This is a genomic window from Tsukamurella sp. NPDC003166 (assembly GCF_040611135.1).
In the GTDB taxonomy this organism is placed as follows: Bacteria; Actinomycetota; Actinomycetes; order Mycobacteriales; family Mycobacteriaceae; genus Tsukamurella.
The window spans coordinates 15,394-38,524 of sequence record NZ_JBEXNL010000005.1; the positions used below are offsets into that span (position 1 = coordinate 15,394).

The 23,131-nt window shown below is 71.3% G+C and carries 22 protein-coding genes; 13 read left to right on the top strand and 9 right to left on the bottom strand.

The genetic code is table 11. From position 1 onward, the window contains the following. Positions 1-2,322 (bottom strand): malto-oligosyltrehalose synthase, encoded by a 2,322-nt coding sequence (gene treY, locus ABZX10_RS07645; RefSeq protein WP_355536735.1) that lies wholly within the window; start codon positions 2,320-2,322, stop codon positions 1-3. Positions 2,323-2,394: 72 nt separating this feature from the next. Between treY and ABZX10_RS07650 the strand changes: the two genes are divergently transcribed. From ABZX10_RS07650 to ABZX10_RS07670, 5 genes are all read left to right on the top strand, one after another. Further along, a complete protein-coding gene (locus ABZX10_RS07650; RefSeq protein ID WP_355536738.1) occupies positions 2,395-3,666 on the top strand; it encodes an adenosylmethionine--8-amino-7-oxononanoate transaminase in 1,272 nt (423 codons plus the stop codon). Positions 3,667-3,670: 4 nt separating this feature from the next. After that, positions 3,671-4,828 (top strand): 8-amino-7-oxononanoate synthase, encoded by a 1,158-nt coding sequence (locus tag ABZX10_RS07655; RefSeq protein WP_355536741.1) that lies wholly within the window; start codon positions 3,671-3,673, stop codon positions 4,826-4,828. Continuing rightward, positions 4,825-5,529, top strand: coding sequence for a dethiobiotin synthase (gene bioD / locus ABZX10_RS07660; RefSeq protein WP_355536744.1), 705 nt, complete (start codon positions 4,825-4,827; stop codon positions 5,527-5,529). The genes ABZX10_RS07655 and bioD overlap by 4 nt, the downstream gene beginning before the upstream one ends. Before the next feature lie 118 nt (positions 5,530-5,647). Next, complete coding sequence (gene bioB / locus ABZX10_RS07665; protein WP_355536747.1) at positions 5,648-6,655, top strand: biotin synthase BioB; 1,008 nt, start codon at positions 5,648-5,650, stop codon at positions 6,653-6,655. A gap of 32 nt (positions 6,656-6,687) precedes the next feature. Further along, positions 6,688-6,879: a hypothetical protein gene (locus ABZX10_RS07670; RefSeq protein WP_068569920.1), complete on the top strand. Its 192-nt coding sequence runs from the start codon at positions 6,688-6,690 to the stop codon at positions 6,877-6,879. 589 nt (positions 6,880-7,468) lie between these two features. Here the strand turns inward: ABZX10_RS07670 and ABZX10_RS07675 are convergent. The 3 genes from ABZX10_RS07675 to ABZX10_RS07685 all read right to left on the bottom strand — a co-directional run bounded on the left by ABZX10_RS07675 (position 7,469) and on the right by ABZX10_RS07685 (position 10,041). Next, on the bottom strand, positions 7,469-8,122 hold the full coding sequence (locus ABZX10_RS07675) for an FMN reductase (protein WP_355536750.1): 654 nt from the start codon (positions 8,120-8,122) through the stop codon (positions 7,469-7,471). Between the two features lie 2 nt (positions 8,123-8,124). Then, positions 8,125-9,258, bottom strand: coding sequence for an LLM class flavin-dependent oxidoreductase (locus tag ABZX10_RS07680; protein ID WP_355536753.1), 1,134 nt, complete (start codon positions 9,256-9,258; stop codon positions 8,125-8,127). 81 nt (positions 9,259-9,339) lie between these two features. Next, complete coding sequence (locus ABZX10_RS07685) at positions 9,340-10,041, bottom strand: hypothetical protein (protein ID WP_355536756.1); 702 nt, start codon at positions 10,039-10,041, stop codon at positions 9,340-9,342. Between the two features lie 177 nt (positions 10,042-10,218). Between ABZX10_RS07685 and ABZX10_RS07690 the strand changes: the two genes are divergently transcribed. Beyond that, a complete protein-coding gene (locus ABZX10_RS07690; protein WP_355536759.1) occupies positions 10,219-11,169 on the top strand; it encodes an acyl-ACP desaturase in 951 nt (316 codons plus the stop codon). Between the two features lie 63 nt (positions 11,170-11,232). On the opposite strand, the gene ABZX10_RS07695 is transcribed toward ABZX10_RS07690, so the two are convergent. After that, positions 11,233-11,958: an NUDIX domain-containing protein gene (locus ABZX10_RS07695; protein ID WP_355536762.1), complete on the bottom strand. Its 726-nt coding sequence runs from the start codon at positions 11,956-11,958 to the stop codon at positions 11,233-11,235. Positions 11,959-12,007: 49 nt separating this feature from the next. Here ABZX10_RS07695 and nadA point away from each other — a divergent pair, with 49 nt between their 5' ends. From nadA to ABZX10_RS07715, 4 genes are read left to right on the top strand one after another with little or no spacing between them, the layout of a single operon-like run. Further along, entirely contained in the window at positions 12,008-13,060 is a 1,053-nt protein-coding gene (nadA, locus tag ABZX10_RS07700; RefSeq protein ID WP_355536765.1) for a quinolinate synthase NadA, read from the top strand. Further along, positions 13,057-14,565, top strand: coding sequence for an L-aspartate oxidase (nadB, locus tag ABZX10_RS07705; protein WP_355536768.1), 1,509 nt, complete (start codon positions 13,057-13,059; stop codon positions 14,563-14,565). The genes nadA and nadB overlap by 4 nt, the downstream gene beginning before the upstream one ends. Beyond that, positions 14,562-15,425, top strand: coding sequence for a carboxylating nicotinate-nucleotide diphosphorylase (gene nadC / locus ABZX10_RS07710; protein ID WP_355536771.1), 864 nt, complete (start codon positions 14,562-14,564; stop codon positions 15,423-15,425). The genes nadB and nadC overlap by 4 nt, the downstream gene beginning before the upstream one ends. A 38-nt stretch (positions 15,426-15,463) precedes the next feature. After that, complete coding sequence (locus ABZX10_RS07715; protein ID WP_355536774.1) at positions 15,464-16,513, top strand: NAD(P)-dependent alcohol dehydrogenase; 1,050 nt, start codon at positions 15,464-15,466, stop codon at positions 16,511-16,513. Between the two features lie 304 nt (positions 16,514-16,817). Here ABZX10_RS07715 and ABZX10_RS07720 read toward each other — a convergent pair whose 3' ends face one another. The 3 genes from ABZX10_RS07720 to ABZX10_RS07730 are packed head-to-tail and all read right to left on the bottom strand — an operon-like array spanning position 16,818 to position 18,376. After that, positions 16,818-17,225: a VOC family protein gene (locus ABZX10_RS07720; protein ID WP_355536777.1), complete on the bottom strand. Its 408-nt coding sequence runs from the start codon at positions 17,223-17,225 to the stop codon at positions 16,818-16,820. Positions 17,226-17,235: 10 nt separating this feature from the next. After that, positions 17,236-17,697, bottom strand: coding sequence for a helix-turn-helix transcriptional regulator (locus ABZX10_RS07725; RefSeq protein WP_355536780.1), 462 nt, complete (start codon positions 17,695-17,697; stop codon positions 17,236-17,238). After that, positions 17,663-18,376, bottom strand: coding sequence for a lysophospholipid acyltransferase family protein (locus ABZX10_RS07730; RefSeq protein WP_355536783.1), 714 nt, complete (start codon positions 18,374-18,376; stop codon positions 17,663-17,665). Before ABZX10_RS07730 ends, ABZX10_RS07725 begins: the two co-directional genes overlap by 35 nt. Positions 18,377-18,497: 121 nt before the next feature. Between ABZX10_RS07730 and hisD the strand changes: the two genes are divergently transcribed. The 3 genes from hisD to hisB are packed head-to-tail and all read left to right on the top strand — an operon-like array spanning position 18,498 to position 21,579. Then, a complete protein-coding gene (hisD, locus tag ABZX10_RS07735) occupies positions 18,498-19,844 on the top strand; it encodes a histidinol dehydrogenase (RefSeq protein WP_355536786.1) in 1,347 nt (448 codons plus the stop codon). Beyond that, positions 19,841-20,968, top strand: a complete 1,128-nt coding sequence (locus ABZX10_RS07740; protein ID WP_355536789.1) for a histidinol-phosphate transaminase — start codon at positions 19,841-19,843, stop codon at positions 20,966-20,968. Before hisD ends, ABZX10_RS07740 begins: the two co-directional genes overlap by 4 nt. Next, positions 20,965-21,579, top strand: coding sequence for an imidazoleglycerol-phosphate dehydratase HisB (hisB, locus tag ABZX10_RS07745; RefSeq protein WP_168544017.1), 615 nt, complete (start codon positions 20,965-20,967; stop codon positions 21,577-21,579). The genes ABZX10_RS07740 and hisB overlap by 4 nt, the downstream gene beginning before the upstream one ends. Before the next feature lie 54 nt (positions 21,580-21,633). On the opposite strand, the gene allB is transcribed toward hisB, so the two are convergent. Next, positions 21,634-22,983 (bottom strand): allantoinase AllB, encoded by a 1,350-nt coding sequence (gene allB / locus ABZX10_RS07750; RefSeq protein ID WP_355536793.1) that lies wholly within the window; start codon positions 22,981-22,983, stop codon positions 21,634-21,636. Positions 22,984-23,131: the final 148 nt, after the last annotated feature.

Here is a 23,131-nt window from a genome sequence, read left to right on the forward strand (position 1 = left end):
CTACTCGCGCACCAGCAGGGCGACAGGATGTTCGAGGAGAACCTCGGTGAGTAGCGTCCGACCTGCGAAGACGTTCCCCGTGAGGCGGTCCGTCCACTCGCCCCCGCCGAGGTCCACGCGGGTGCCGTGCCAGCCCCCGGCGCGGTCGAGGACCAGCGAGCGACGCGTCGCGAGGGCGGCGACGTCGGGCGACCCGTCCTGCGGTCCGCGGAGGAACCCGAGCAGGTGATCGGCGGCGGGGCCGTCCGCGTGGAGCGGCGCATAGGACCCGCCGACGAAGCTGTCCGGGCGCTCCCTGCGCAGTCGTAGTGCCGCGCGCACGACTGCGTGCTTCGGGTGCGAACCGTCCCGGAGTGCCGTCCAGTCGACGGGGCGGCGGTTGTCCGGGTCCACGAGCGAGTCCGCCCAGCGCTCCGTGCCCTGGTAGACGTCTGGCACACCCGGCCCGGCGAGCTGCAGCAGCTTCTGCGCGAGCGAGTCGGATCGACCGTGCGGCGCGAGTCCGGCGACCAGCTCCGCCATCTCCGTGCCGATCGGACCGTCGAGCACCGCGTCGAGGAAGGCGTGCCCGGCGGCCTCGAAGGCACCGTCGGGCGCGGTCCAGGAGGTGCCGATCCGGCCCTCGCGCATCGCCTTCTCGGCGTACGCGTGCAGTCGGCCCCGCAGGTCGTCGGCGACCGCGCCGTCGTCGGGCAAAACCCCGAACACCGTCTGGAGCAGGAACAGGCCCGTCACGGGGTCCGGGGCGGAGGGCAGCTGCGGGAGCCAGCGGTCGACCGCCGCGGCCCAATCGTCGGCGCACTGGCTGAGTACGCCGATCCGCGCCCGCACGTCCTCGCCGCGCTTGGTGTCGTGCGTCGACAGGGTGGTCATGGCCGCGGGCCACTCGGCGGCGCGGCGGGACAGGGCCGGGTGCGGATCCTCGGGTCCGAAGTCCGACGGTGCGCCGCCCACCTCCTGCAGGGAGAGCAGCCGGGCGGCGCGATAGAAGGAGGTGTCCTCGAGCGACTTGGCCGTGAGCGCGCCGGTGAGCTGGGCGAACCGGTGCGCGCTGTCGCGGCCGAGGGAGCGAGCGGCCGTCACGGCCTCGGTCGCGGTCGCCTGCCCCGGCACGGCCTCGGCGAAGGACGCCTGATAGTGCGCGTAGGTCCGCAGGTTCGCGGCGGGGACGTGCAGCACCGGGTAGTCGTCGCGGTAGTACGGGATCTCGTTCATCCACGCGAGCGCGGCGTCGGCGAGGGCGTCGATCGGGACGGACGTACCGGTCTCCTCACGGACCGACCGGGCCAGCCGGAGGAACTCGGGGCGCAGGTCGCGAGCGGCGAGCCCGTCGCGGATCCGCAGGACCGAGTTGGAGTTCCACCGCACGGCACCGTCGTCCCCGGTCCAGCGCGCGTGGAGGTCCGTCATGCCCGGCTCCCCGGCGGGGTCGAGCAGAGCGTGGCCGAGCTCTCGGAGCGCGTCGTAGCCCGTGGTTCCGGCGACCGGGAGGCCCGGATCGAGCGGCTCGTCCGGCGCGAGGATCTTCTCGATCACGATCCATGCGTCGGGCCCGACGAGTTCGCGCAGCCGGCGCAGGTAGCCGATCGGATCGGCCAGGCCGTCGGGGTGGTCCACGCGCAGGCCGTCGGCGATCCCGTCCGCGAACCAGGAGCCGATCTCGGCGTGCGTCGCGGCGAACACCTCGGGGTCCTCCACGCGGACGCCGGCCAGGTCGTCGACCGTGAAGAACCGCCGGTAGGAGCGCACCGGGGACCGCCAGGGCACGAGCCGGTAGGGCTGCGCGTAGTGCAGTCGCTGCGCGTCGAGGCCGCCCACGTCGCGGCCGATCGGGAACGTGCGGTCGTGGTACCGGAGCACGGGCTCGGGCCCCGCACGGTCGACGGTGAGCGCCGCCGCGTCCTCCTCGGAGGCCAGGACCGGGATCGCGAGCTTGCCCCCGGCCCCGTTGCGCGGGTCCCAGTCGATGTCGAAGAAGTGCGCGTACGCGGACTGACGGCCGAGGCGCAGCACATCCCACCACCACGGGTTCTGCTCCGGGCGGCCCACGCCGAGGTGGTTCGGCACGATGTCGATCACGAGCCCGAGACCGTCGACGTGCGCCGAGTCCGCGAGTCGCTCGAGGCCCTTGCGGCCGCCCAGCTCACCGCGCACCGTCGTCGGATCGACGACGTCGTAGCCGTGCGTGGAACCGCGCACCGCTTCCAGCACCGGCGACAGGTACAGGTGGGTCACGCCGAGGTCGGCCAGGTAGGGCACCTGAGCTGCGGCATCGTCGAAGGTGAAGGCAGGGGAGAGCTGCAGGCGGTAGGTCGAACCCACCCGACGTTCCTTCGGGCCCAACCCGCTCGTGCCGTGCACCCGGCCAGAGTAACGCGGCTATGGTGGCCCGACATGACGCCCGATGAGATCCTCGCCCTGGACGCCCGCACCCTCTGGCACCCGTACAGCGCGGTCGGCGGCTCCGGGGCCCGGGTGGTGACCTCGGCGAAGGGGGTGCGCCTGACTCTCGGCGACGGATCGCAGGTCATCGACGGGATGAGCTCCTGGTGGTCCGCGATCCACGGCTACCGCAACCCGGTGCTCGACGCTGCGGCGAAGGCGCAACTCGAGACGATGTCGCACGTCATGTTCGGCGGGCTCACCCACGAGAGCGCCGCGCGGCTCGGCGAGCTCCTGGTGCGGATCACGCCGGACGGGCTGGACCGCGTGTTCCTCGCCGACAGCGGCTCCGTCTCCATCGAGGTCGCCGTCAAGACCGCTCTGCAGTACTGGCGCGCCCGGGGCGTCACCGGCCGCAACCGCCTGCTCACCTGGCGCGGCGGCTACCACGGCGACACCTTCACGCCGATGAGCGTGTGCGACCCCGACGGAGGCATGCACTCCCTGTGGTCGGACGTCCTGGCGACGCAGGTCTTCGCGCCGGCGCCGCCCGCGGAGTACGACGAGGCCTACGTCGCCGAGCTGGATCGCCTCGTGGGCGAGCATGCGCACGAGCTGGCCGCGGTGATCATCGAGCCCGTCGTGCAGGGCGCCGGCGGCATGCGCTTCCACCCGCCCGCGTACGTCGCGGCGCTGCGCGAGATCACCCGGCGGCACGGGGTCCTGCTCATCTGCGACGAGATCGCCACCGGCTTCGGCCGCACCGGCACGCTCTTCGCCTGCGACGCCGCCGGGATCACGCCGGACATCCTGTGCGTCGGCAAGGCCCTGACCGGCGGCTACCTCACGCTGGCCGCGATGCTCTGCACCGACGAGGTCGCGCTCACCATCTCGAACTCCGATCAGGGTGCGCTCATGCACGGCCCCACCTTCATGGGGAACCCGCTGGCCTGCGCCATCGCCGTCGCCAGCACCGAGCTGCTGCTCGCGCAGGACTGGGCCGCGCGGGTCGCCGAGATCGAACGGGGACTGCGCGACGGACTCGCGCCACTGCGCGAGCTGCCCGGTGTCGTGGACGTCCGGGTCCTCGGCGCGATCGGCGTCGTGCAGCTCGACCGGCCCGTCGACATGGCCGCCGCGACCGACGGATGCGTCGCCGCCGGTGTGTGGCTGCGCCCCTTCCGCGACCTGGTCTACACGATGCCGCCGTTCATCAGCACGCCGGCGGATGTGGCCGCGATCTGTGGAGGGGTGTCGGCCGCCGTGCGCGCGGCGCTACAGTGAGCGCATGAACGGTGTTCAACTCCCGGCTCGCCGGGGTGTTCAAGTCGATGCGCTCGGATGGCTCGACGGCTACGCCGCCGACCGCACCGAGGCGGGTCTCCGGCGGTCGTTGCGTGCGCGCCGGCCCGGCGAGCCCGACCTCGATCTGGCGTCGAACGACTACCTCGGCTTGAGCCGGCACCCGCGCGTCCTCGACGCCGCCACCGACGCGCTCCGCCTCTGGGGCGCGGGCGCCACCGGCTCGCGGCTGGTCACGGGCACCACCGAGCTGCACGAGCAGTTCGAGCAGAACCTGGCCGACTTCCTCGGCGCCGAGGCCGCCCTGTGCTTCTCGTCGGGCTACCTGGCGAACCTCGGGGTCGTCACCGCGCTCGCCGGACGGGGCGCGCTCGTCGTCTCCGACGGCGGCTCGCACGCCTCCCTCGTCGACGCCTGCCGGCTCTCCCGGGCCCGGGTGGTGGTGACTCCGCGCGGCGACGTGAACGCCGTTCGGGAGGCGCTCGCGGGCCGCGTCGAGGAGCGGGCGATCGTGCTCACCGACTCCGTCTACAGCGCCGATGGAGTTCTCGCCCCCGTCGCCGACCTGCATGCCGCGGCCCGGGCGTACGGCGCCGCCCTCGTGGTCGACGAGGCGCACGGGCTCGGTGTCCGCGGCGCCGGCGGGCGCGGCCTGGTGCACGAACTCGGCCTCGCCGGCGCGCCCGACCTGGTCGTCACGGCCACCATGTCCAAGGCGCTCGGATCCCAGGGCGGCGTCGTCCTCGGTCCCGAGCGGGTGCGCGCACACCTCATCGACGCGGCGCGGCCCTTCATCTTCGACACGGGGCTGGCGCCCGCCGCCGTCGCCGCCGCCGATGCCGCCCTCGCCGAGCTGCGGGCGGACCCCGCCCTCGCGGGCCGCGTCCTCGATCGCGCCCGTGCGGTCGCCTCCGGGATCGGGGCGCCCGAGCCGACCTCCGCCGTCGTCTCGCTCGTTCTCGGCGAGCCGGAGCGCGCGGTCGCGGCGCGCGACGCCTGTGCCGCGCAGGGCGTGCACGTCGGCTGCTTCCGGCCCCCGTCGGTGCCCGAGGGCACCTCGCGGCTGCGCATCACCGTGCGCGCCGACCTCACGGACGCCGAGGTCGCGACGGCCGTCGCGGCGATCCGCGGGGCCGTCGCGTGATCCTCGGCGTCACCGGCACGTCCACCGGCGTCGGCAAGACCGTCGTCACGGCGGCGCTGGCCGCGGCGCTGCTCCCGAGCGGGCCCGTCACCGTCGTCAAACCTGCGCAGACCGGTTTCGCGGCCGGCGCCGACCGCGACGAGGACGGCCAGCTCAGCGATGTCGCCGAGGTCGCTCGCCTGGCCCCGGGAGTGATCACCGTCGAGCATCTGCGGTTCCCCGAGCCCCTCGCGCCGCTGACCGCGGCCCGTCGGGCGGGGCTGCCGCCGCTCGACCGCGCGGAGGCGGAGGCGGTGGTGCGCCGCGCGGCGGGGACCGTGCTCGTCGAGGGGGCGGGCGGCGTCCTCGTCCGGTTGGGGCTCGACCGGAATCGAACGCCGTTCACGCTCGCCGACCTCGCAGCCGATCTCGGGGCGCCCGTCGTCGTCGTCGCCGATCCCGCCCTCGGCACGCTCAACCACACCGAACTGACCGTCCGCGCGCTCGCCGTCGCCGGGGTCGTCTGCGCGGGGGTCGTGCTCTCCCGGTGGCCAGAGGCGCCGGGCCTGGCCGAGCGGTGCAACCTCGTCGATCTCCCCGAGGTCACCGGCGTGCCGATCGTCGGCCGGATTCCCGACGGTGCCGTCGCCCTCCCGGCCGAGGTCTTCGCCGCAACGGCGCGTTCCTGGTTCGACGCGGCGTGGCTCGCCGGGCTCGGATGACGCCGCGCGGAGCCCTTGAACACCGTTCATGAATTGAACGCTGTACAGTGCTCGGTAGCAGCGGCGCCGCGGTGTCGCAGACCACAGCCGAACGATCACAGCCGACGAGGGAGTGCACATGACCGGGGTCCTGGCCGACATCATCGAGGTCGCGCGCGAGCAGGTGCTCGAGCGCGGCGAGGGGCTGAGCCAGGAGCAGGTGCTCGCCGTGCTCCAGCTCCCCGACGACAAGCTCGACGAGGTGCTGCAGCTCGCGCACGAGGTGCGCATGAAGTGGTGCGGTCCCGAGGTCGAGGTCGAGGGCATCATCAGTCTCAAGACCGGCGGTTGCCCCGAGGACTGCCACTTCTGCAGCCAGTCGGGCCTGTTCGAGTCCCCGGTCCGTTCGGCGTGGATCGACATCCCGTCGCTGGTTGAGGCGGCCAAGCAGACCGCCAAGACCGGCGCCACGGAGTTCTGCATCGTCGCGGCCGTCCGCGGTCCGGACAAGCGGCTCATGGCGCAGGTCGCCGCCGGCATCGAGGCCATTCGCAACGAGGTCGACATCCAGATCGCGTGCAGCCTCGGCATGCTCACCCAGGAGCAGGTCGACGAGCTCAAGGCCATGGGTGTGCACCGCTACAACCACAACCTCGAGACCTCGCGCTCGCACTTCCCGAAGGTCGTGACCACGCACTCCTGGGAGGAGCGCTGGGGCACCCTGCAGATGGTCCGCGAGGCCGGCATGGAGGTCTGCTGCGGCGGCATCCTCGGCATGGGGGAGACGCTCGAACAGCGCGCCGAGTTCGCCGCGAACCTCGCCGAGCTCGAGCCCGACGAGGTGCCGCTCAACTTCCTCAACCCCCGCCCCGGCACGCCCTTCGGCGACCTGGACGTGCTCGAGCCGAACGAGGCGCTGCGGTCCATCGCCGCCTTCCGGCTGGCACTGCCGCGCACCATCCTGCGCTTCGCCGGTGGTCGCGAGATCACGCTCGGCGACCTCGGCGCTGAGAAGGGCATCCTCGGCGGCATCAACGCCGTCATCGTCGGCAACTACCTCACCACGCTGGGCCGTCCGGCCGAGACCGACCTCGACCTGCTCGGCGAGTTGAAGATGCCGATCAAGGCCCTGAACGAGACCCTGTGACGGTCGTGACCGCCGCGCCCGGCAAGGAGCCGGTGTACAACGAGTTCACCGGCAAGCCGCTCGCCGAGGGGGCGCCCGTCTTCGCCGCGGCGCTCCTCGGCCTCGAGCCGCCGCGCTACTGCGCCTACTGCGCGCGCCGGATGATCGTGCAGGTCAGCCCGGACGGCTGGACGGCCCGATGCTCCCGGCACGGCGAGCTGGACTCGAAGAGCCGCGAGCGCTGACGCCGGCCACACAGGATCGGTCGATACGCTTACCCCGATGGCTACTCGAACCGCGCCCAGCGCGACCTCCCACGTCGTGGTGCCGATCGTGGTCGGCGCTGTGCTCGGGGCCGCCGCCGCCCTCGTCTGGGGGACGACGGTGCCCGGCGTGCGCGGCGTCGTCCTCACTTCCGGCAAGCCGGCCTTCCGGACGGATCAACTGGACAACCTCTTCATCGCGACCGCGGCCTTCGTCGCGGTGTCCGCGGTCGGCGGACTGCTGACCGGTGCCGCGCTGTTCCGCGGCGCACGCCGGACCCCGCGGGGGGTCGGGATCACCCTCGGGGCCGCGGTGATCGGCGTGGCGGTCGCCGTGCTGCTCGGCCAGGCCGTCGTGAACGCCCGGTTCACGGGGCCCGGCGCGGCGGGGGTCGACTTCACCGCAGCTCCGTCGATCCGTCTCGACGGTGCCAACCTCCTCGCTCCGGCCGACCACTCCGGTGGCACGATCGCGGATCTCGCGTCGTGGGTGCTGGTCCTGGTGTGGCCGGGTGTCGCGGCGCTGTGGTGCGCCGTGGTCGCCCTGTTCGGCCGGCTGCCGGCGGATCGGCTAGCCGGTGTGCCCGCGGAGCAGATCGGCGAAGTCGGTGACGGGTCCGAGATCGGTGGTCTTCCCGGAGCGCCGTGGGGCTCCCAGATCCGACGGTCCGCCGAAGCCGGCCACAGCACCGTCGGACGTGACCAGGGCGCCGGCGAGTTCAGCCCCGGCCCGTGAGATCCGGGTCGCCAGCTCGGACGAGCCGAAGTCCTCGGTCGCGGCGAACACGCCGGTCGGGAGGGTCTGCGCGCGCAAGTAGCCGAACAGCGGCCGCAGCGCGTGGTCGAGCACGAGCGAGTGCCGCGCCGTACCGGCCGTTGCGGCGATGAGCACGGGTACCCCGGTCAGGGAGTCGGGGTCGAGCGCGTCGAAGAACATCTTGAACAGGCCGCTGTAGCTCGCGGTGAACACCGGTGTCACGGCGATGAGGCCGTCCGCCGCGGCGATCGCGTCCTTCGCCGCGGTCAGCGCGGGGGTGGGGACGCCCGTGGTCATCACCGTCGCGAGGTCGCGAGCGAGCTCGCGGACCTCGATGACGGTGACGTCCAGGGCTTCGCCGCGAGCCGAGACGCCGGCCCGGACGGTGTCGGCCAGCTGGTCGGCGAGCAGGCGGGTGGACGAGGGCTCGGACACGCCGGCCGAGACGACGACGAGGGAACGCGGCATCGTCAGGCCTCCTGTCCCGCGAGCAGGGCGCCGGACGGCACCACGTCGTGGTGCGCCGAGTCGGGACCGGCCGCGACGAGCGACTCGTGAGTCGGCGGATCCGACGGGACGTGGGCTGGGCGGCGCAGCTCGAACTCCTTGCGCAGCACCGGCACCACCTCGGTGCCGAGGATCTCGACCTGTTCGAGCGCTTGCTCGAGCGGCAGGCCGGCGTGGTCGACGAGGAACAGCTGGCGCTGGTAGTCGCCGGCGTAATCGGCGAAACCGAGCGTCTTCTCGATCACCTGCTCGGGTGTGCCGACGGTCAGCGGGGTCATCTTCTCGAAGTCCTCCAGCGACGGGCCGTGTCCGTACACGGGCGCGTTGTCGAAGTAGGGGCGGAAGCGACGCTTGGCCTCGGCCTCGGTCCCGGCCATGAACACCTGGCCGCCCAGGCCGACGATCGCCTGGTCCGCCGAACCGTGGCCGTAGTGCTCGAAGCGCTGCCGGTACAGCCGCACCATCTGCTCGGTGTGCTCGGAGTTCCAGAAGATGTTGTTGTGGAAGAAGCCGTCGCCGTAGAACGCGGCCTGCTCGGCGATCTCGGGCGAGCGGATCGAGCCGTGCCACACGAACGGAGGCGTGTCGTCCAAGGGTGCGGGCGTCGAGGTGTAGCTCTGCAGGGGCGTGCGGAACTGGCCCTCCCAGTCGACGACGCTCTCGCGCCACAGCCGGCGGAGCAGGTGGTAGTTCTCGATGGCCAGCGGGATGCCCTGGCGGATGTCCTTGCCGAACCACGGGTAGACGGGGCCGGTGTTGCCGCGACCCAGTGTGAGATCGACGCGACCGTTCGCGAGGTGCTGCAGCATCGCGTAGTCCTCGGCGATCTTCACCGGGTCGTTGGTGGTGATCAGCGTGGTGGCGGTGCTCAGGCGCAGGTTCTCGGTGCGGGCGGCGATCCAACCGAGCATGGTGGTGGGGGAGCTGGGGACGAACGGCGGGTTGTGGTGCTCGCCCGTCGCGAAGACGTCGAGGCCCACCTCCTCGGCCTTGACCGCGAGCGCGGTCATCGCCTGGATCCGATCGTGCTCGCTGACGGTGGTGCTGGTCGTCGGGTCCGTCGTGACGTCTCCGACGGTGAAGATTCCGAACTGCATGTCGATCCTTCCCGTTCGGGCCCCTGTCGGGCCCTTCGAGAACTTTAACGGACCGTGGTCCGATTATGTTCCCGGGGCTGCTCAGCGCCGTTCGCGCACGTCAGCGGTGGTGAGGACCCGCACCTGCCGGTCCGGCTCGGTGAGCACCGTCAGGAATCCCGGCTCGGCCTTGAGGACGTAGCCGTGCACGGTCTCCGTCGTCGTCACGACGTCCTCGATCGGTACCCACGGCGTCTCGACGAGCCCGGCGATCGCGAGCAGGCCGATCCCCGCGATCAGGGTGGCCCGCCGGAACACGAACTCCGTGAACCGGCGGAGCGCGCCGCGCCGCCAGAACAGCCGCATCGCGACGACGGCGAGCCCGACGACCACGGCGCTGATCGGCACCCAGATGTACCGATAGGTCGCCGACAGGGCGACAGCTGCGGCGATCAGCAGCGCCAGCGTCAGGCTCGTATCCACGATGCCCGTGCGAGTACCGCGGATCGGCCACACCAGCTTGAGCAGCACGATGGGCAGGAGCAGCGCCACCAGGGCGCCCGTGAAAGCCGCGTCACCCATCAGCGTCCCGAAGAACATGGTCAGCGCGTCGTTGACGTCGGTCACGGCCATGATCTCCGTCGCGGTGTCCCAGTTCCAGTCCGCCACGGCCAGTAGTCGCAACAGGAGGAACAGGACGGCCGCGCCGGCACCGATGCTCAGGCCGCGGGCGACATCGCCGGTCTCGTCGGTGGCGATCCGGGCGGAGGAGTCCTCCGACGAGTTTTCGGACGTACTGGTCATGGCGCTCCCCGGTCCGGTGTCTGGGTCGTCGGGAATTCTCGCGCACCGCGTCGTCCGGCGTCGGGCGGGCCTCGCGAGCCGCTGTGGTCGTCGTTGCTTTCGTACCGCAAGTTCGGCTGCACCGTCGCCCGGTGGCGTCCTACGATCGGATCGTCCGGACCGACGGAGGCGCTGACGATGTCGACACTGACCGACCTGCAACTGCTCACCGAACTCGAGCCCGTGGTGGAGAACAACATCAACCGCCACCTCCGTGTGGCCAAACCCTGGAATCCGCACGACTACGTGCCGTTCACCGCCGGCCGCAACTTCGCCGCGCTCGGCGGGGAGGACTGGGAGCTCGGGCAGTCCCCGCTCTCCGAGGTCGCGCGCGTCGCGATGATCACCAACCTCCTCACCGAGGACAACCTCCCGTCGTACCACCGTACGATCGCCGACAACTTTTCCCTCGACGGTGCCTGGGGCACCTGGGTGGGTCGCTGGACCGCGGAGGAGAACCGGCACAGCATCGCGATGCGGGATTACCTGCTGGTGACCCGCTCCGTCGACCCGGTCAAGCTCGAGCGCGACCGGATGACGCACCTGGAACTCGGTGTCGAGGCGCCGGAGAACTACGGCGGTGTGCTGGACCAGGTCGTGTACGTGACCATTCAGGAGCTCGCGACGCGGGTCAGTCACCGGCAGACCGCGCGCGTGTGCAACGAGCCGGTCGCGGACGCGCTGCTCAAGCGCATCGCCACCGACGAGAACCTGCACATGGTCTTCTACCGGAACCTCACGGCCGCGGCGCTCGACATCTCGCCCGACCAGGTTCTGAAATCCATCGTCAAGGTGACCACCAATTTCGTCATGCCCGGCGAGGGCAAGCCGGACTTCCGCCGCAACGGCGTGCTCATGGTCAAACACGGCATCTACGACCTCCGTCAGCACCTCGACGACGTGCTCAAGCCGATCTTCACGATCTGGGGGCTGTTCGACCGGACGGATGTGTCGGCCGCGGGGGAGCAGTACCGCGACGAGCTGGGCCGATACCTGGAGAAGCTCGAGGCCGATGTGGTGCGGTTCGAGGAGAGTCGGGCGCGCGCCGTGGAGCGGGAACGGGCCCGGGCCGCCCGGAAGTCCGCCTGACCCCCGTGGATCCGACGGTGCGCCGCGCACCGACGGGCGGGCGCGGTCGGCGCGCGGGCACCGTCAGCCCGGCGGGCGCAGCGTCGCGAACTCGTCGGTGATGCGCAGGTACGAATCGGTGAACCGGTACAGCGCGGGCGGGCGTCCGCGCGTGGCCTGGCCCGTCTCGCCGGTCGCGGTGATCACCGATCGGCGCGAGAGGATGCGCAGCAGGTTCGTCGCGTCGACCGGGTAGCCGAGCACGGCGACGTAGACGTCCCGCAGCTGCGAGACCGGGAACGCCCGCGGCGCGAGCGCGAAGCCGATGTTCGAGTAGGACAGCCGCGCCGCGAGGCGGGCGCGGGCCCGGTGCACCATCGCGGCATGGTCGAAGGCCATCGTCGGGAGGGCCTCGACGGGGTGCCACGTCGTGTCGTCGGGGAGCCGCGGGTCGGTGCCGGATCGGACGAGGCCGAGGAAGGCGGACGCCAGGGTGCGGTCGGCGTCGTCGCTCGCGGGTACGCGGTGGGGGTCGGAGAACTCGGCGAACTGCTCGAGGTGGGCGACCTCGGTGAGGTCGACCTTCTCCGCGAGCAGCCGGCGTGCGCTCGTGGGGAGGTCCTCGCGCGGATCGAGCAGGCCGCCGGGGAGTGACCATGCGCCCTGGTCCGGCGCCATCGCGCGCTGCCACAGCAGGACCTCGAGCGTGCCCGCAGCGCCGGTCTGCCCGATCCCGGGTGTGACCCGGAACACAACGGAGAGGACCTCGTGCGCGACCCGGTGCGGGGGAGCGGTGCTAGCATCGGCCATATATCGATCATAGGTCGATAAATAGTCCGACAGAAAGGGAGGCGCCGCGATGACCACAGCCACGTCCGCCGCCACCGCATTCAGCTCGCCCCTCTACGACCGGATCGTCGAGAACGGTGGCATGTACACCGGCGTCGACGGCGACCGGGAATGGGCCGCCGAGGTCAAGCGGCTCGCGAAGCTCCGCGATGCCACGATCCTCGCCCACAACTACGAGTTGCCCGCCATCCAGGACGTCGCCGACTTCGTCGGGGACTCGCTGGCGCTCTCCCGCATCGCCGCCGATGTCTCGACGTCGACGATCGTCTTCTGCGGCGTCCACTTCATGGCGGAGACGGCGAAGATCCTCAGCCCGGAGAAGTCGGTCCTCATTCCGGACCAGCGCGCCGGCTGCTCCCTCGCCGACTCGATCAAGGCCGTGGAGCTGCAGGAGTGGAAGGACGAGCACCCGGATGCCGTCGTCGTCTCCTACGTCAACACCACCGCCGAGGTGAAGGCGCTGACGGACATCTGCTGCACGTCCAGCAACGCCGTCGAGGTGGTGCAGTCGATCCCGGCGGACACCGAGGTCCTGTTCCTGCCGGACCAGTTCCTCGGCGCGCACGTCAAGCGCGTCACGGGTCGGCAGAACATGCACATCTGGGCGGGCGAGTGCCATGTGCACGCCGGCATCAACGGCGACGAGCTCGCCGCGCAGGCCAAGGCCCACCCGGACGCCGACCTCTACGTGCACCCGGAGTGCGGCTGCGCCACCTCCGCGCTGTACCTGGCGGGCGAGGGCGCCGTCCCGGACGACCGGGTCAAGATCCTCTCCACCGGCGGCATGCTCGACGAGGCGCGCGCCACCGGCAAGAAGGAGGTCCTCGTGGCCACCGAGGTCGGCATGCTGCACCAGCTGCGCATGGCGGCGCCCGGGGTGGACTTCCGCGCCGTCAACGACCGCGCGTCGTGCAAGTACATGAAGATGATCACCCCGGCCGCTCTGCTGCGGTGCCTGGTCGAGGGCAAGGACGAGGTCTTCGTGGATGCCGAGATGGCCGACGCCGGTCGCAAGGCCGTGACCCGCATGATCGGCATCGGGCAGCCCGGCGGCGGGGAATGACTACCACCGCCGGAACTGGGGAGCGCGGGGTGGCTGCGTCCCCGCCGGCCGACCTGCTCGTCGTCGGCGCCGGCGTCGCGGGGCTCACGGCCGCGATCGCCGCGGCGGACGCGGGCCTGACGGTGACGGTGCTGTTCAAGCCCGCGGTGGGTGGCGCACCGTCGACCTCGACGGCGTACGCCCAGGGCGGTATCGCGGTCGTGGACGTGCACGACCCGGCGGACTCCGTCGAGCGGCATGTCGCGGACACCGTCGCGGCCGGCGGCCCGCTCGTGGATGTCGTTGCGGCCCGGTCGATCCTGGCGGACGGTCCGGCCGCGGTGGACCGGCTCATCGCCTGGGGCGCGCAGTTCGACCGGCGCCCCGACGGCACACTCAAGCGCACCCGCGAGGGTGGGCACTGCCTCTCCCGCATCATTCACGCCGGGGGCGACGCCACCGGCGCGGAGGTCCAGCGCGCCCTGACCGCTGCCGCGAAGACCCGCGCGACGCTGACCGCGCGGCCCGGCCAGGCGTACGCCCTGCTCGCGAACGGCGATCGGATCGTCGGCGTGCGCACGCGCGACGGCGATGTCCTCGGCCGGACGGTGCTCCTCGCCACGGGCGGCGCGGGGCACCTGTTCTCCAGCACGACGAATCCGCTCGGCGCGACGGGCGACGGCATCGCGCTCGCGGCCGCCGTCGGCGCCGACGTCCGGGAGCTCGAGTACGTCCAGTTCCACCCGACGATGCTGTACACGCCGGGCGCGCGCGGCCGGCGGCCGCTGATCTCGGAGGCGGTCCGCGGCGAGGGTGCGCACCTGCAGGACGCGAACGGCGATGCCGTCATGGCCGGCGTGCATCCGATGGGCGATCTCGCGCCGCGCGACGTCGTGGCCCGCGCCGTGACGGACGCGATGGAACGCACCGGTGCGCCCTGCGTGTACCTCGACGCCACGATGATCCCCGATGTCGCGCAACGGTTCCCGACGGTGACCGAGGCGGTCCGGGCCGCGGGTCTCGATCCGCAGACGGACCTCATCCCCGTGGTCCCCGGCGCGCACTACCTGTGCGGCGGCGTGGTCACCGACCTGCAGGGCGCGACGACCGTGCCCGGCCTGTACGCCGCCGGCGAGGTCGCGCACACCGGCCTGCACGGCGCGAACCGTCTGGCCTCCAACAGCCTGCTCGAGGCGCTGGTCATGGGCCTGCGGGTCGCGTCCGCGGCGCAGGTCGCCCCAGCGCTGCCCGACGGTGCCGTGCACCCGATCGCGCCGTCGACCGCGCGCGCGGAGCGGACCGCGCTCCAGGACGCGATGACGCGCTTCTGCGGGGTCCGGCGCACCGTCGACGGCCTGGAGGAACTCGGCGTGCTGCTCGCCGACCCGGGCTTCGTCGTCGACGCGCCCGCGGCCACCCCGCGCGACCACGAGGACGGCGTGCTCGCCGCCGTCGCGCGACTGATGGCGGCGCAGGCGCTGGCCCGCGTGGATTCCCCGACCGAGGCACTGGAGGCGACCCGATGACGGAACTGACGCTCGAGCCCGACCGCGCCGAGGTGGTGCGACTCATCCGCACCGCGCTCGACGAGGACCTCCGGTACGGCCCGGATGTCACCAGCGAGGCCACGGTGCCCGACGGTGCCACGACCCTCGCCAAGGTGGTCAGCCGCGAGCACGGGGTGCTGGCCGGCGTCCCCGTCGCGGAATGGGTGCTCGACGAGGTGGTCGGCCCAGGAAACTACCGGGTGCCGGCGAAGATCGCCGACGGCACCGTCATCGCCCCGGGCGACGTGGCGATGGCGATCGAGGCGCCGACCCGCGCCCTGCTTACCGCTGAGCGCACGATGCTCAACGTGCTGACGCACCTGTCGGGCATCGCGACGGCGACCGCGGCCTGGGTCGAGGAGGTCGACGGCACGGAGACGAAGATCCGCGACAGCCGCAAGACGCTGCCGGGCCTGCGCGCGCTGCAGAAGTACGCGGTCCGCGCCGGCGGGGGAGTCAACCACCGGATGGGGCTCGGCGACGCCGCACTCATCAAGGACAACCACGTGGTCGCGGCGGGTTCGGTAACCGCCGCCGTTGAAGCCGTCCGGCGACGCGCGCCCGGCGTGCCGCTCGAGGTCGAGGTCGACTCGCTCGAGCAGCTCGACGAGGCCTTCGCGCTCGGCGTCGATCTCGTTCTGCTCGACAACATGCCGCTGTGGATGACGCAGTCCGCGGTGCAGCGCCGGAACAAGACCGCCCCGCGGACCAAGCTCGAGTCCTCCGGCGGGCTGCACCTCGACGTCGCGAGGGACTACGCGCGGACGGGCGTGGACTACCTCGCCGTCGGTGCCCTCACGCACTCGGTGCGGGTTCTCGACCTGGGGCTGGACATGTAGTGAGGGTCACCGGCGGGCGGTACTTCGGAGAGCGCACAATGGAACCCATGATCGTCAACGCATATGGAGCCGTGTCCGCCACCGAACCGCTGCAGTCGATGACCGTGGAGCGGCGCGATCCCGGCCCGCACGACGTGCAGATCGCCGTGCGTTACGCGGGGATCTGCCACAGTGACATCCACACGGTGCGCAGCGAGTGGGGGCCGGCGCGGTACCCCGTGGTGCCGGGGCACGAGATCGCCGGTGAAGTGACCGCGGTCGGTTCCGAGGTCACGAAGTTCGCCGTCGGCGACCGCGTGGGGGTCGGCTGTTTCGTCGACTCGTGCCGCGAGTGCGCGGCGTGCCTGCGCGGCGAGGAGCAGTACTGCGAGCGCGGTATGGTGGGCACCTACAACGCCAAGGGCAGGGACGGGCAGCCCACGCAGGGCGGCTACTCGACGAGCATCGTCGTCGATGAGAACTACGTGCTGAGGGTGCCCGAGAGCATCGACTACGCGGCCGCCGCGCCGCTGCTGTGCGCGGGGATCACCCTGTTCAGCCCGCTGCGGCACTGGAACGTGGGGCCGGGCACCAAGGTCGCCATCATCGGTCTCGGCGGCCTCGGGCACATGGGCGTCAAGCTTGCCGCCGCGATGGGCGCCGAGGTCACGGTGCTCAGCCAGTCGCTGAAGAAGATGGAGGACGGGCTCCGTCTCGGCGCCGCGCACTACTACGCGACGTCCGATCCGGAGACCTTCAAGGTTCTGCGCAACACGTTCGACGTCATCATCAACACGGTGTCGGCGAATCTCGACATGCACCAGTACTTCGGCATGCTCGCCGTCGACGGCACCCTGGTCGAGGTCGGCCTGCCCGAGCACCCGGTCCCGGTGAACGTCTTCGACCTCACCCGCAACCGCCGCAGCTTCGCCGGTTCGATGATCGGCGGCATCGCCCAGACCCAGGAGATGCTCGACTTCTGCGCCGAGCACGGCATCGGCTCCGAGATCGAGCTGATCTCCGCGGACCAGATCAACGAGGCCTACGAACGGGTGATCGCCTCGGACGTGCGGTACCGCTTCGTGATCGACACCGCGACGCTCGGCTAGCGACCGATCGCGAGCTCGGATAGTGACCGGCCGCGACGCCCGGAGCGCGGCGACCACGCGTGGGCGCGTGTGCCGCCCAGACGTGAGGACGTGCGCGCGAAGCGCCGGGTGGCAAGGACTCCCACACCGAGGGGGTATGCTTTTCGCGCACACCCCGCCCCCGTGACATGGCATCTGAACTGGGCTTTTACAGGATGCACGCTGGGTGTACAGCCTCTACGAGATGTACCTGTCGCACCGAACCGGCAGGGCATGGCGCCAGCGCATGTGACCCCGCGCGGGGAAGCGGTGCGGCCGCGTCGTCCTACAGCTGGTTGATGCGGATCAGGTTGCCCGCCGGATCACGGAACGCGCAGTCCCGCACGCCGTAGTCCTGATCCATGGGCTCCTGCACCACGTCGGCTCCCGCACCGGCCACGCGCTCGAACAGGGCGTCCAGGTCGTCCGTGGAGAGGGTGATCGCCGTGTAGGCGCCCTTGGCGATGATGTCGAGAACGGTGGTCCTCTCGTCCTCGGTCAGGCCCGGGTCCATGGCCGGCGGGTGCAGCAGGATCGAGGTCTGCGGCTGATCGACCGGTCCGACGGTGAGCCACCGCATGTCCTGGTAGCCGACGTCCTTGCGGACCTCGAAGCCGAGGGTGTCGCGGTAGAAGCCGAGGGCGGCCTCCGCGTCGGTGTGGGGCAGGTACGCGAGCGAGATCGTGATGTCCATGCCTCACACGCTATTGCGGCGCGGCGGGCGGCGCTTCTCGATTCCTGACCGGTCTCATCACCTGTCGCGCGAGGCAGGCGGGGATGCCCTCCGCGGCGGCACTGTGATCGCGCTTGTACACGCTGGGCGACACCCCGACGAGCTCGGTGAACCGGGTGCTGAAGGTCCCCAGCGACGAGCAGCCCACCGCGAAGCAGGCGTCGGTCACGGAGACATCGCCGCGCCGCATGAGCATCATCGCCCGCTCGATCCGGCGGGTCATGAGGTACGAGTACGGCGATTCGCCGTAGACGCGGCGGAACTCGCGACTGAGGTGCCCCGCCGACAGGTGCGCGCCCCGCGCGAGCTCCTCGACGTTCAGCGGCTGCGCGAACTCCCGGTCGATGCGGTCCCGCACCCGGCGCAGTACCGCGAGATCGCGGGCGCGCTGCGCTGGATCAGGACTGCGGGCGCCACTTCTTGGCGTACTCATCGACGTACTCCTGACCCGTCAGCGCCTGGATCTCCTGCATGAGCCGGTCGGTGACCGAGCGTTCGAGGACGTGCCGCTCGTCGGGATCCGACGGGATGTCGTACTCGATCGGCTCGATCGGCTTGGCGAATCGCACCTGCACGCGCTCGGCGTGCCAGCTGAAGGGGCCGGGGGGCGAGACCTTGTCGGTGCCGATGACGCCGACGGGGATGATCGGCACATTCGCCTCGAAGGCGATCCGGACCAGGCCCGTGCGGCCCCGGTAGAGCCGGCCGTCGGGGGAGCGCGTGCCCTCGGGGTACATGCCGACGAGGCGCCCCTCGGCGAGGAGCTTCTTCGCGGTGTTCAGCGCCGCCGTAGCGGCGTCGCCACCGGCGCGATCGATCGGCACCTGCCCGGTCTGCGTGTAGAAGAACTTCTGCAGCTTCCCGGAGATACCGGGCGCGGTGAAGTAGTCGCTCTTGGCGAGGTAGGAGATGCGGCGCGGCACGACCAGCGGCACGAACAGCCAGTCCGCGATCGACAGGTGATTGCCTGCCAGCAGAGCCGGACCGTCGACGGGGATGTTCTCGAGCCCCTCGACGACCGGCCGGTTGATCACGCGGATCGTCGGCCCCACCGAGACGTGCTTGACCAGCCAGTACAGCAGTCCCTGGTCGCCGTGGTTGCTCTCAGCCATGGCCGACAACTTACCGGACCGTCAGGTGATCCGCGGACCGTCGGTCCCGGCTGTGACGGGCGCCGCAGCGCCCGGTGCCCTGGGCGGAAACGGGCTGGCGCTCGACCCATAGAATGGTGTCATGCCTGATCTGCAGCTGACCCGTCTCGACCTGCGCGGTCGCCGCCCGTCGCTCACCGAGTTGCGCGCCGCGCTGCCGCGCGGTGGCGTCGATGTCGACGCCGTGGTGCCGCAGGTCCGCCCGATCGTGGACGCGGTGGCGGAGCGCGGCGCCGAGGCCGCCCTCGAGTTCGGCGCGACGTTCGACGGTGTCCGTCCGGCCACGGTCCGCGTTCCCGCGGCGGCGCTGGAGCGTTCGCTCGCGCAGCTGGATCCGGCGATCCGTGCGGCGTTGGAGACCGCGATCGAGCGGGTCCGGAAGGTGCACGCCGATCAGCGCCGCGTCGACACCGTGACGGAGGTGGTGCCCGGCGGTACCGTCACCGAGCGGTGGATCCCCGTCGACCGTGTCGGCCTGTACGTCCCCGGCGGCAACGCCGTGTATCCGTCGTCCGTCGTCATGAACGTCGTGCCGGCCCAGATCGCCGGCGTCGGCTCGCTCGTGGTGCTCTCGCCCGCGCAGAAGGACTTCGACGGTCTGCCGCACCCCACGATCCTCGCCGCGTGCGCGCTGCTCGGCGTCGACGAGGTGTGGGCCACCGGCGGCGCGCAGGGCATCGCGCTGGCCGCGCACGGCGGCACGGATCTCGACGGCGCCGAGCTCGCCCCCGTCGACCTCATCACCGGTCCCGGCAACATCTACGTCACCGCTGCCAAGCGGCTGTGCCGCGGTCTCGTCGGCATCGACGCGGAGGCGGGCCCCACGGAGATCGCGATCCTCGCGGACAACACCGCCGATCCGGTGCACGTCGCGGCCGATCTCATCAGCCAGGCCGAGCACGATGTCATGGCCGCGTCCGTGCTGGTCACCACGTCGCCCGAGCTCGCCGACCGCGTCGACGAGGCGCTGTCCGCCCAGCTCGAGGTCACGCGCCACCGTGAGCGCGTGAATACCGCACTGCGCGGCCCGCAGTCCGGCACCGTCCTCGTGGACGGCATCGACGAGGGCCTCGACGTGGTCAACGCCTACGCCGCGGAGCACCTCGAGATCCAGACCGCGGAGGCGCACGCGGTCGCCGGTCGGGTCCGTGCCGCCGGCGCGATCTTCGTCGGGGCGCACTCGCCGGTGAGCCTCGGCGACTACGCCGCGGGCAGCAACCACGTGCTGCCCACCGCAGGTTGCGCCCGGCACAGCTCGGGCCTGTCCGTGCAGACCTTCCTACGGGGCGTGCACGTCGTCGAGTACGACGAGGCCGCGCTCAAGGACATCGCGGGCACCGTCATCACCCTCGCGAACTCCGAGGACCTACCCGCGCACGGCGAGGCTGTGCGGCTGCGCTTCGAGTCGTTGAAGGGTGGGAACGCGTGACCCCGCTGCCCGGCGAATCGGTGACGCTGGACCAGCTGCCGATCCGCGACACGCTCCGCGGCAAGGAGCCCTACGGGGCGCCGCAGCTGCCGGTGGCCGCCGCGATGAACACCAACGAGAACCCGCACGCGCCGAGCCCCGCGCTCGTGGCGGACATCGCTAAGGCCGTCGCCGAGGCCGCCGCCGCGATGAACCGGTATCCCGACCGCGACCTGGCCGCGCTGCGGAACCGGTTGGCGGAGTACGTGACCGAGCGGACGGGCACCGTCGTCGGGCCGCAGAACCTGTGGGCGGCGAACGGCTCCAACGAGATCCTGCAGCAGGTGTTGCAGGTGTTCGGCGGTCCCGGTCGCACCGCGATGGGTTTCGTGCCCAGCTACTCGATGCACCCGATCATCGCGGACGGCACCGATACGCACTGGATCCCGGGCAAGCGCACCGCCGACTTCTCCCTCGACGTCGACTACGCCGTCGGCGCGATCGACGAGCTGCGGCCCGACGTGCTGTTCCTGACGAACCCCAACAACCCGACCGGGCACCTCATCGCCTCCGGCGATCTGATCCGCATGATCGAGGCGGCGCCGGGCATCGTCATCGTCGACGAGGCGTACGGAGAGTTCAGCTCCGGGCCGTCCGCGGTGCGCCTGCTCGACCGCTTCGGCGACAAGCTGATCGTCAGCCGCACCATGAGCAAGGCCTTCGCGTTCGCGGGCGGCCGCGTGGGGTACCTCGTGGCGGCACCCGCGATCGTGGACGCCATTCAGCTGGTGCGCCTCCCGTACCACCTGTCCGTGTTCACGCAGGCCGCCGCGATCGCCGCCATCGACCACCGCGCCGAGACCCTCGCCTCCGTCGCGCACCTCTCGGCGGAGCGCGACCGGATCGCTGCGCGGCTGCGTGCGTTGGGTTACGAGGTCATCTCCTCGCACGCGAACTTCATCCTCTACGGTGGCTTCGCGGACGAGGCCGCCGCCTGGCGCACCTACCTCGACGGCGGAGTCCTGGTGCGCGACATGCACATCCCCGGGTTCCTCCGGGTCACGGTGGGACTGGACCACGAGAACGACGCCTTCCTCGCGATCAGCGAGAAGCTGGCACCGAAGAACGACGGAGACCGCTCATGACCGACCGCATCGCCCGCATCGAGCGCACGACGCGCGAATCGTCCATCGTCGTGGAGCTCAACCTCGACGGCACCGGGACCACCGAGATCTCCACGGGCGTGCCCTTCTTCGACCACATGCTCACGGCGTTCGGCCAGCACGGCAGCTTCGACCTGACCGTGCAGGCCAAGGGCGACATCGAGATCGACGCGCATCACACGGTGGAGGACACCGCGATCGTGCTGGGCCAGGCGTTCGCGGAGGCACTGGGTGACAAGCGCGGCATCCGCCGCTTCGGCGACTGCTTCATCCCCATGGACGAGACGCTGGCGCACGCGTCGGTCGATGTCTCCGGCCGCCCCTACGCGGTGCACACCGGGGAGCCGGAGTACCTGGTCAGTTCCGTGATCGGCGGCTACCCGGGTGTTCCGTACTCGACGGTGATCAACCGCCACGTCTTCGAGTCGCTCGCCATGAACGCGCGCATCGCGTTGCACGTGCGCGTGCTCTACGGTCGCGATCCGCACCACATCACCGAGGCCGAGTTCAAGGCCGTGGCCCGCGCCCTCCGCGCGGCCGTCGAGCCCGACCCGCGCGTCACCGGCGTGCCGTCGACCAAGGGAACCCTCTAGCCCACGTCCCCGAGGGCCGACGGTGCGCCGTCGGCCCCGGGACGGATCGGCCTGTCAGGCCTCGCCGCGGCGGAGCAGGCTGCCGTGCGGGGTCTCGAAGTCGACCTTCCGACCGCGCACCCAGGTGCCGTCGACGACCCCGGCGAGCGCGCGCCCGTCGTAGGGGGAGATGGCGTTCTTGTGGTGCAGCCGGTGCACGTCCACGACCTGCGCGGCCTCGGGCTCGAAGATCGCGAAATCCGCGTCGAAGCCCAGGGCGATGCGGCCCTTGCGAGTCATGCCGGCCAGCCGGGCGGGGTTCGCCGACATCCATTCGAGCACCTGCTCGAGCCCGATACCGCGGCGCTTGGCCTCGGTCCAGATCAGGGACAAGCCGAGCTGCAGCGAGGCGACGCCGCCCCACGCGACACCGAAGTCGCCGTTCTCGACGTCCTTGAGGTCGATCGTCGAGGGGGAGTGGTCGGACACGATGCAGTCGATCGTGCCGTTCTGCAGTCCCTCCCACAGCAACTCGCGGTTCGAGGCCTCGCGGATCGGCGGGCAGCACTTGAACGCCGTCGCGCCGTTCGGGATCTCCTCCGCCAGCAGCGTGAGGTAGTGCGGGCAGGTCTCGACGGTGAGCTTGACCCCGTCGCGCCGCGCGCTCGCGATCATCGGCAGCGCGTCGGACGACGACAGGTGCAGCACGTGCGCGCGGGCTCCGGTCCAGCGGGCCCGTTCGATGACATCGGCGATGGCCTTGTTCTCGGCGCCGCGCGGGCGGGAGGCCAGGAAGCCGGAGTACTCGGCTCCGGTGGGCTCGGGGGCGTGGTCGATGGAGCACGCGTCCTCCGCGTGCACGATCATCAGCGAGTCGAAGGTGGCCAGTTCGGCCATGTCCTCCTGCATCTCGTCCACCGTGAGCGCCGGGAACTCGTCGACGCCCGAGTGCAGCAGGAAGCACTTGAATCCGAACACGCCGTCGTCGTGCAGGCCGCGCAGCTGGTCCTTGTTGCCCGGCACGGCACCGCCCCAGAAGCCCACGTCGATGTAGGCCTTGGGGCCGGCCACCTCGCGCTTGAGACGCAGGGCCTCGCGGTCGACGGTGGGCGGGATCGAGTTGAGCGGCATATCCACCAGCGTCGTGACGCCGCCCGCGGCGGCCGCTTTCGTCGCGGACTCGAAGCCCTCCCAGTCGGTGCGGCCGGGCTCATTGACGTGCACGTGCGTGTCGACGAGGCCGGGGATCATCACCTGGTCGTCGCTGAGTTCGATGACCTCCCGGCCCGCGAGGCCGTTCCCGAGCGGCTCGATGGCGACGACGCGGCCGTCGCGGATCCCGACCTCGCGGGCGACCGTTCCGGCGGTGGTGACGATGCGGCTGCCGCGGACCACGAGGTCGTACTCGGGGGTGTCCGTGCTCATGAGCTCTCCTTCGCTAGAAATTCCGAGTCGCGGAATTTCGTCTCGATCCTGAGGCAACAGTAGGTGTGACCTGCACCACTAGTCAAGATTCCAGTTTCCGCCGTGTGGCGATCATATTCCGACATGCGACATCCCTCTTGACAGGAAC

Bases quoted from the DNA above. Each gene is read 5' to 3' on its own strand.
- ABZX10_RS07650 (WP_355536738.1), top strand. From the start codon at position 2,395: ATGACGCCCGATGAGATCCTCGCCCTGGACGCCCGCACCCTCTGGCAC.
- ABZX10_RS07655 (WP_355536741.1), top strand. From the start codon at position 3,671: ATGAACGGTGTTCAACTCCCGGCTCGCCGGGGTGTTCAAGTCGATGCG.
- bioB (WP_355536747.1), top strand. From the start codon at position 5,648: ATGACCGGGGTCCTGGCCGACATCATCGAGGTCGCGCGCGAGCAGGTG.
- ABZX10_RS07675 (WP_355536750.1), bottom strand. From the start codon at position 8,122: ATGCCGCGTTCCCTCGTCGTCGTCTCGGCCGGCGTGTCCGAGCCCTCG.
- ABZX10_RS07680 (WP_355536753.1), bottom strand. From the start codon at position 9,258: ATGCAGTTCGGAATCTTCACCGTCGGAGACGTCACGACGGACCCGACG.
- ABZX10_RS07685 (WP_355536756.1), bottom strand. From the start codon at position 10,041: ATGACCAGTACGTCCGAAAACTCGTCGGAGGACTCCTCCGCCCGGATC.
- ABZX10_RS07690 (WP_355536759.1), top strand. From the start codon at position 10,219: ATGTCGACACTGACCGACCTGCAACTGCTCACCGAACTCGAGCCCGTG.
- ABZX10_RS07695 (WP_355536762.1), bottom strand. From the start codon at position 11,958: ATGGCCGATGCTAGCACCGCTCCCCCGCACCGGGTCGCGCACGAGGTC.
- nadA (WP_355536765.1), top strand. From the start codon at position 12,008: ATGACCACAGCCACGTCCGCCGCCACCGCATTCAGCTCGCCCCTCTAC.
- nadB (WP_355536768.1), top strand. From the start codon at position 13,057: ATGACTACCACCGCCGGAACTGGGGAGCGCGGGGTGGCTGCGTCCCCG.
- nadC (WP_355536771.1), top strand. From the start codon at position 14,562: ATGACGGAACTGACGCTCGAGCCCGACCGCGCCGAGGTGGTGCGACTC.
- ABZX10_RS07715 (WP_355536774.1), top strand. From the start codon at position 15,464: ATGGAACCCATGATCGTCAACGCATATGGAGCCGTGTCCGCCACCGAA.
- ABZX10_RS07720 (WP_355536777.1), bottom strand. From the start codon at position 17,225: ATGGACATCACGATCTCGCTCGCGTACCTGCCCCACACCGACGCGGAG.
- ABZX10_RS07725 (WP_355536780.1), bottom strand. From the start codon at position 17,697: ATGAGTACGCCAAGAAGTGGCGCCCGCAGTCCTGATCCAGCGCAGCGC.
- ABZX10_RS07730 (WP_355536783.1), bottom strand. From the start codon at position 18,376: ATGGCTGAGAGCAACCACGGCGACCAGGGACTGCTGTACTGGCTGGTC.
- hisD (WP_355536786.1), top strand. From the start codon at position 18,498: ATGCCTGATCTGCAGCTGACCCGTCTCGACCTGCGCGGTCGCCGCCCG.
- hisB (WP_168544017.1), top strand. From the start codon at position 20,965: ATGACCGACCGCATCGCCCGCATCGAGCGCACGACGCGCGAATCGTCC.
- allB (WP_355536793.1), bottom strand. From the start codon at position 22,983: ATGAGCACGGACACCCCCGAGTACGACCTCGTGGTCCGCGGCAGCCGC.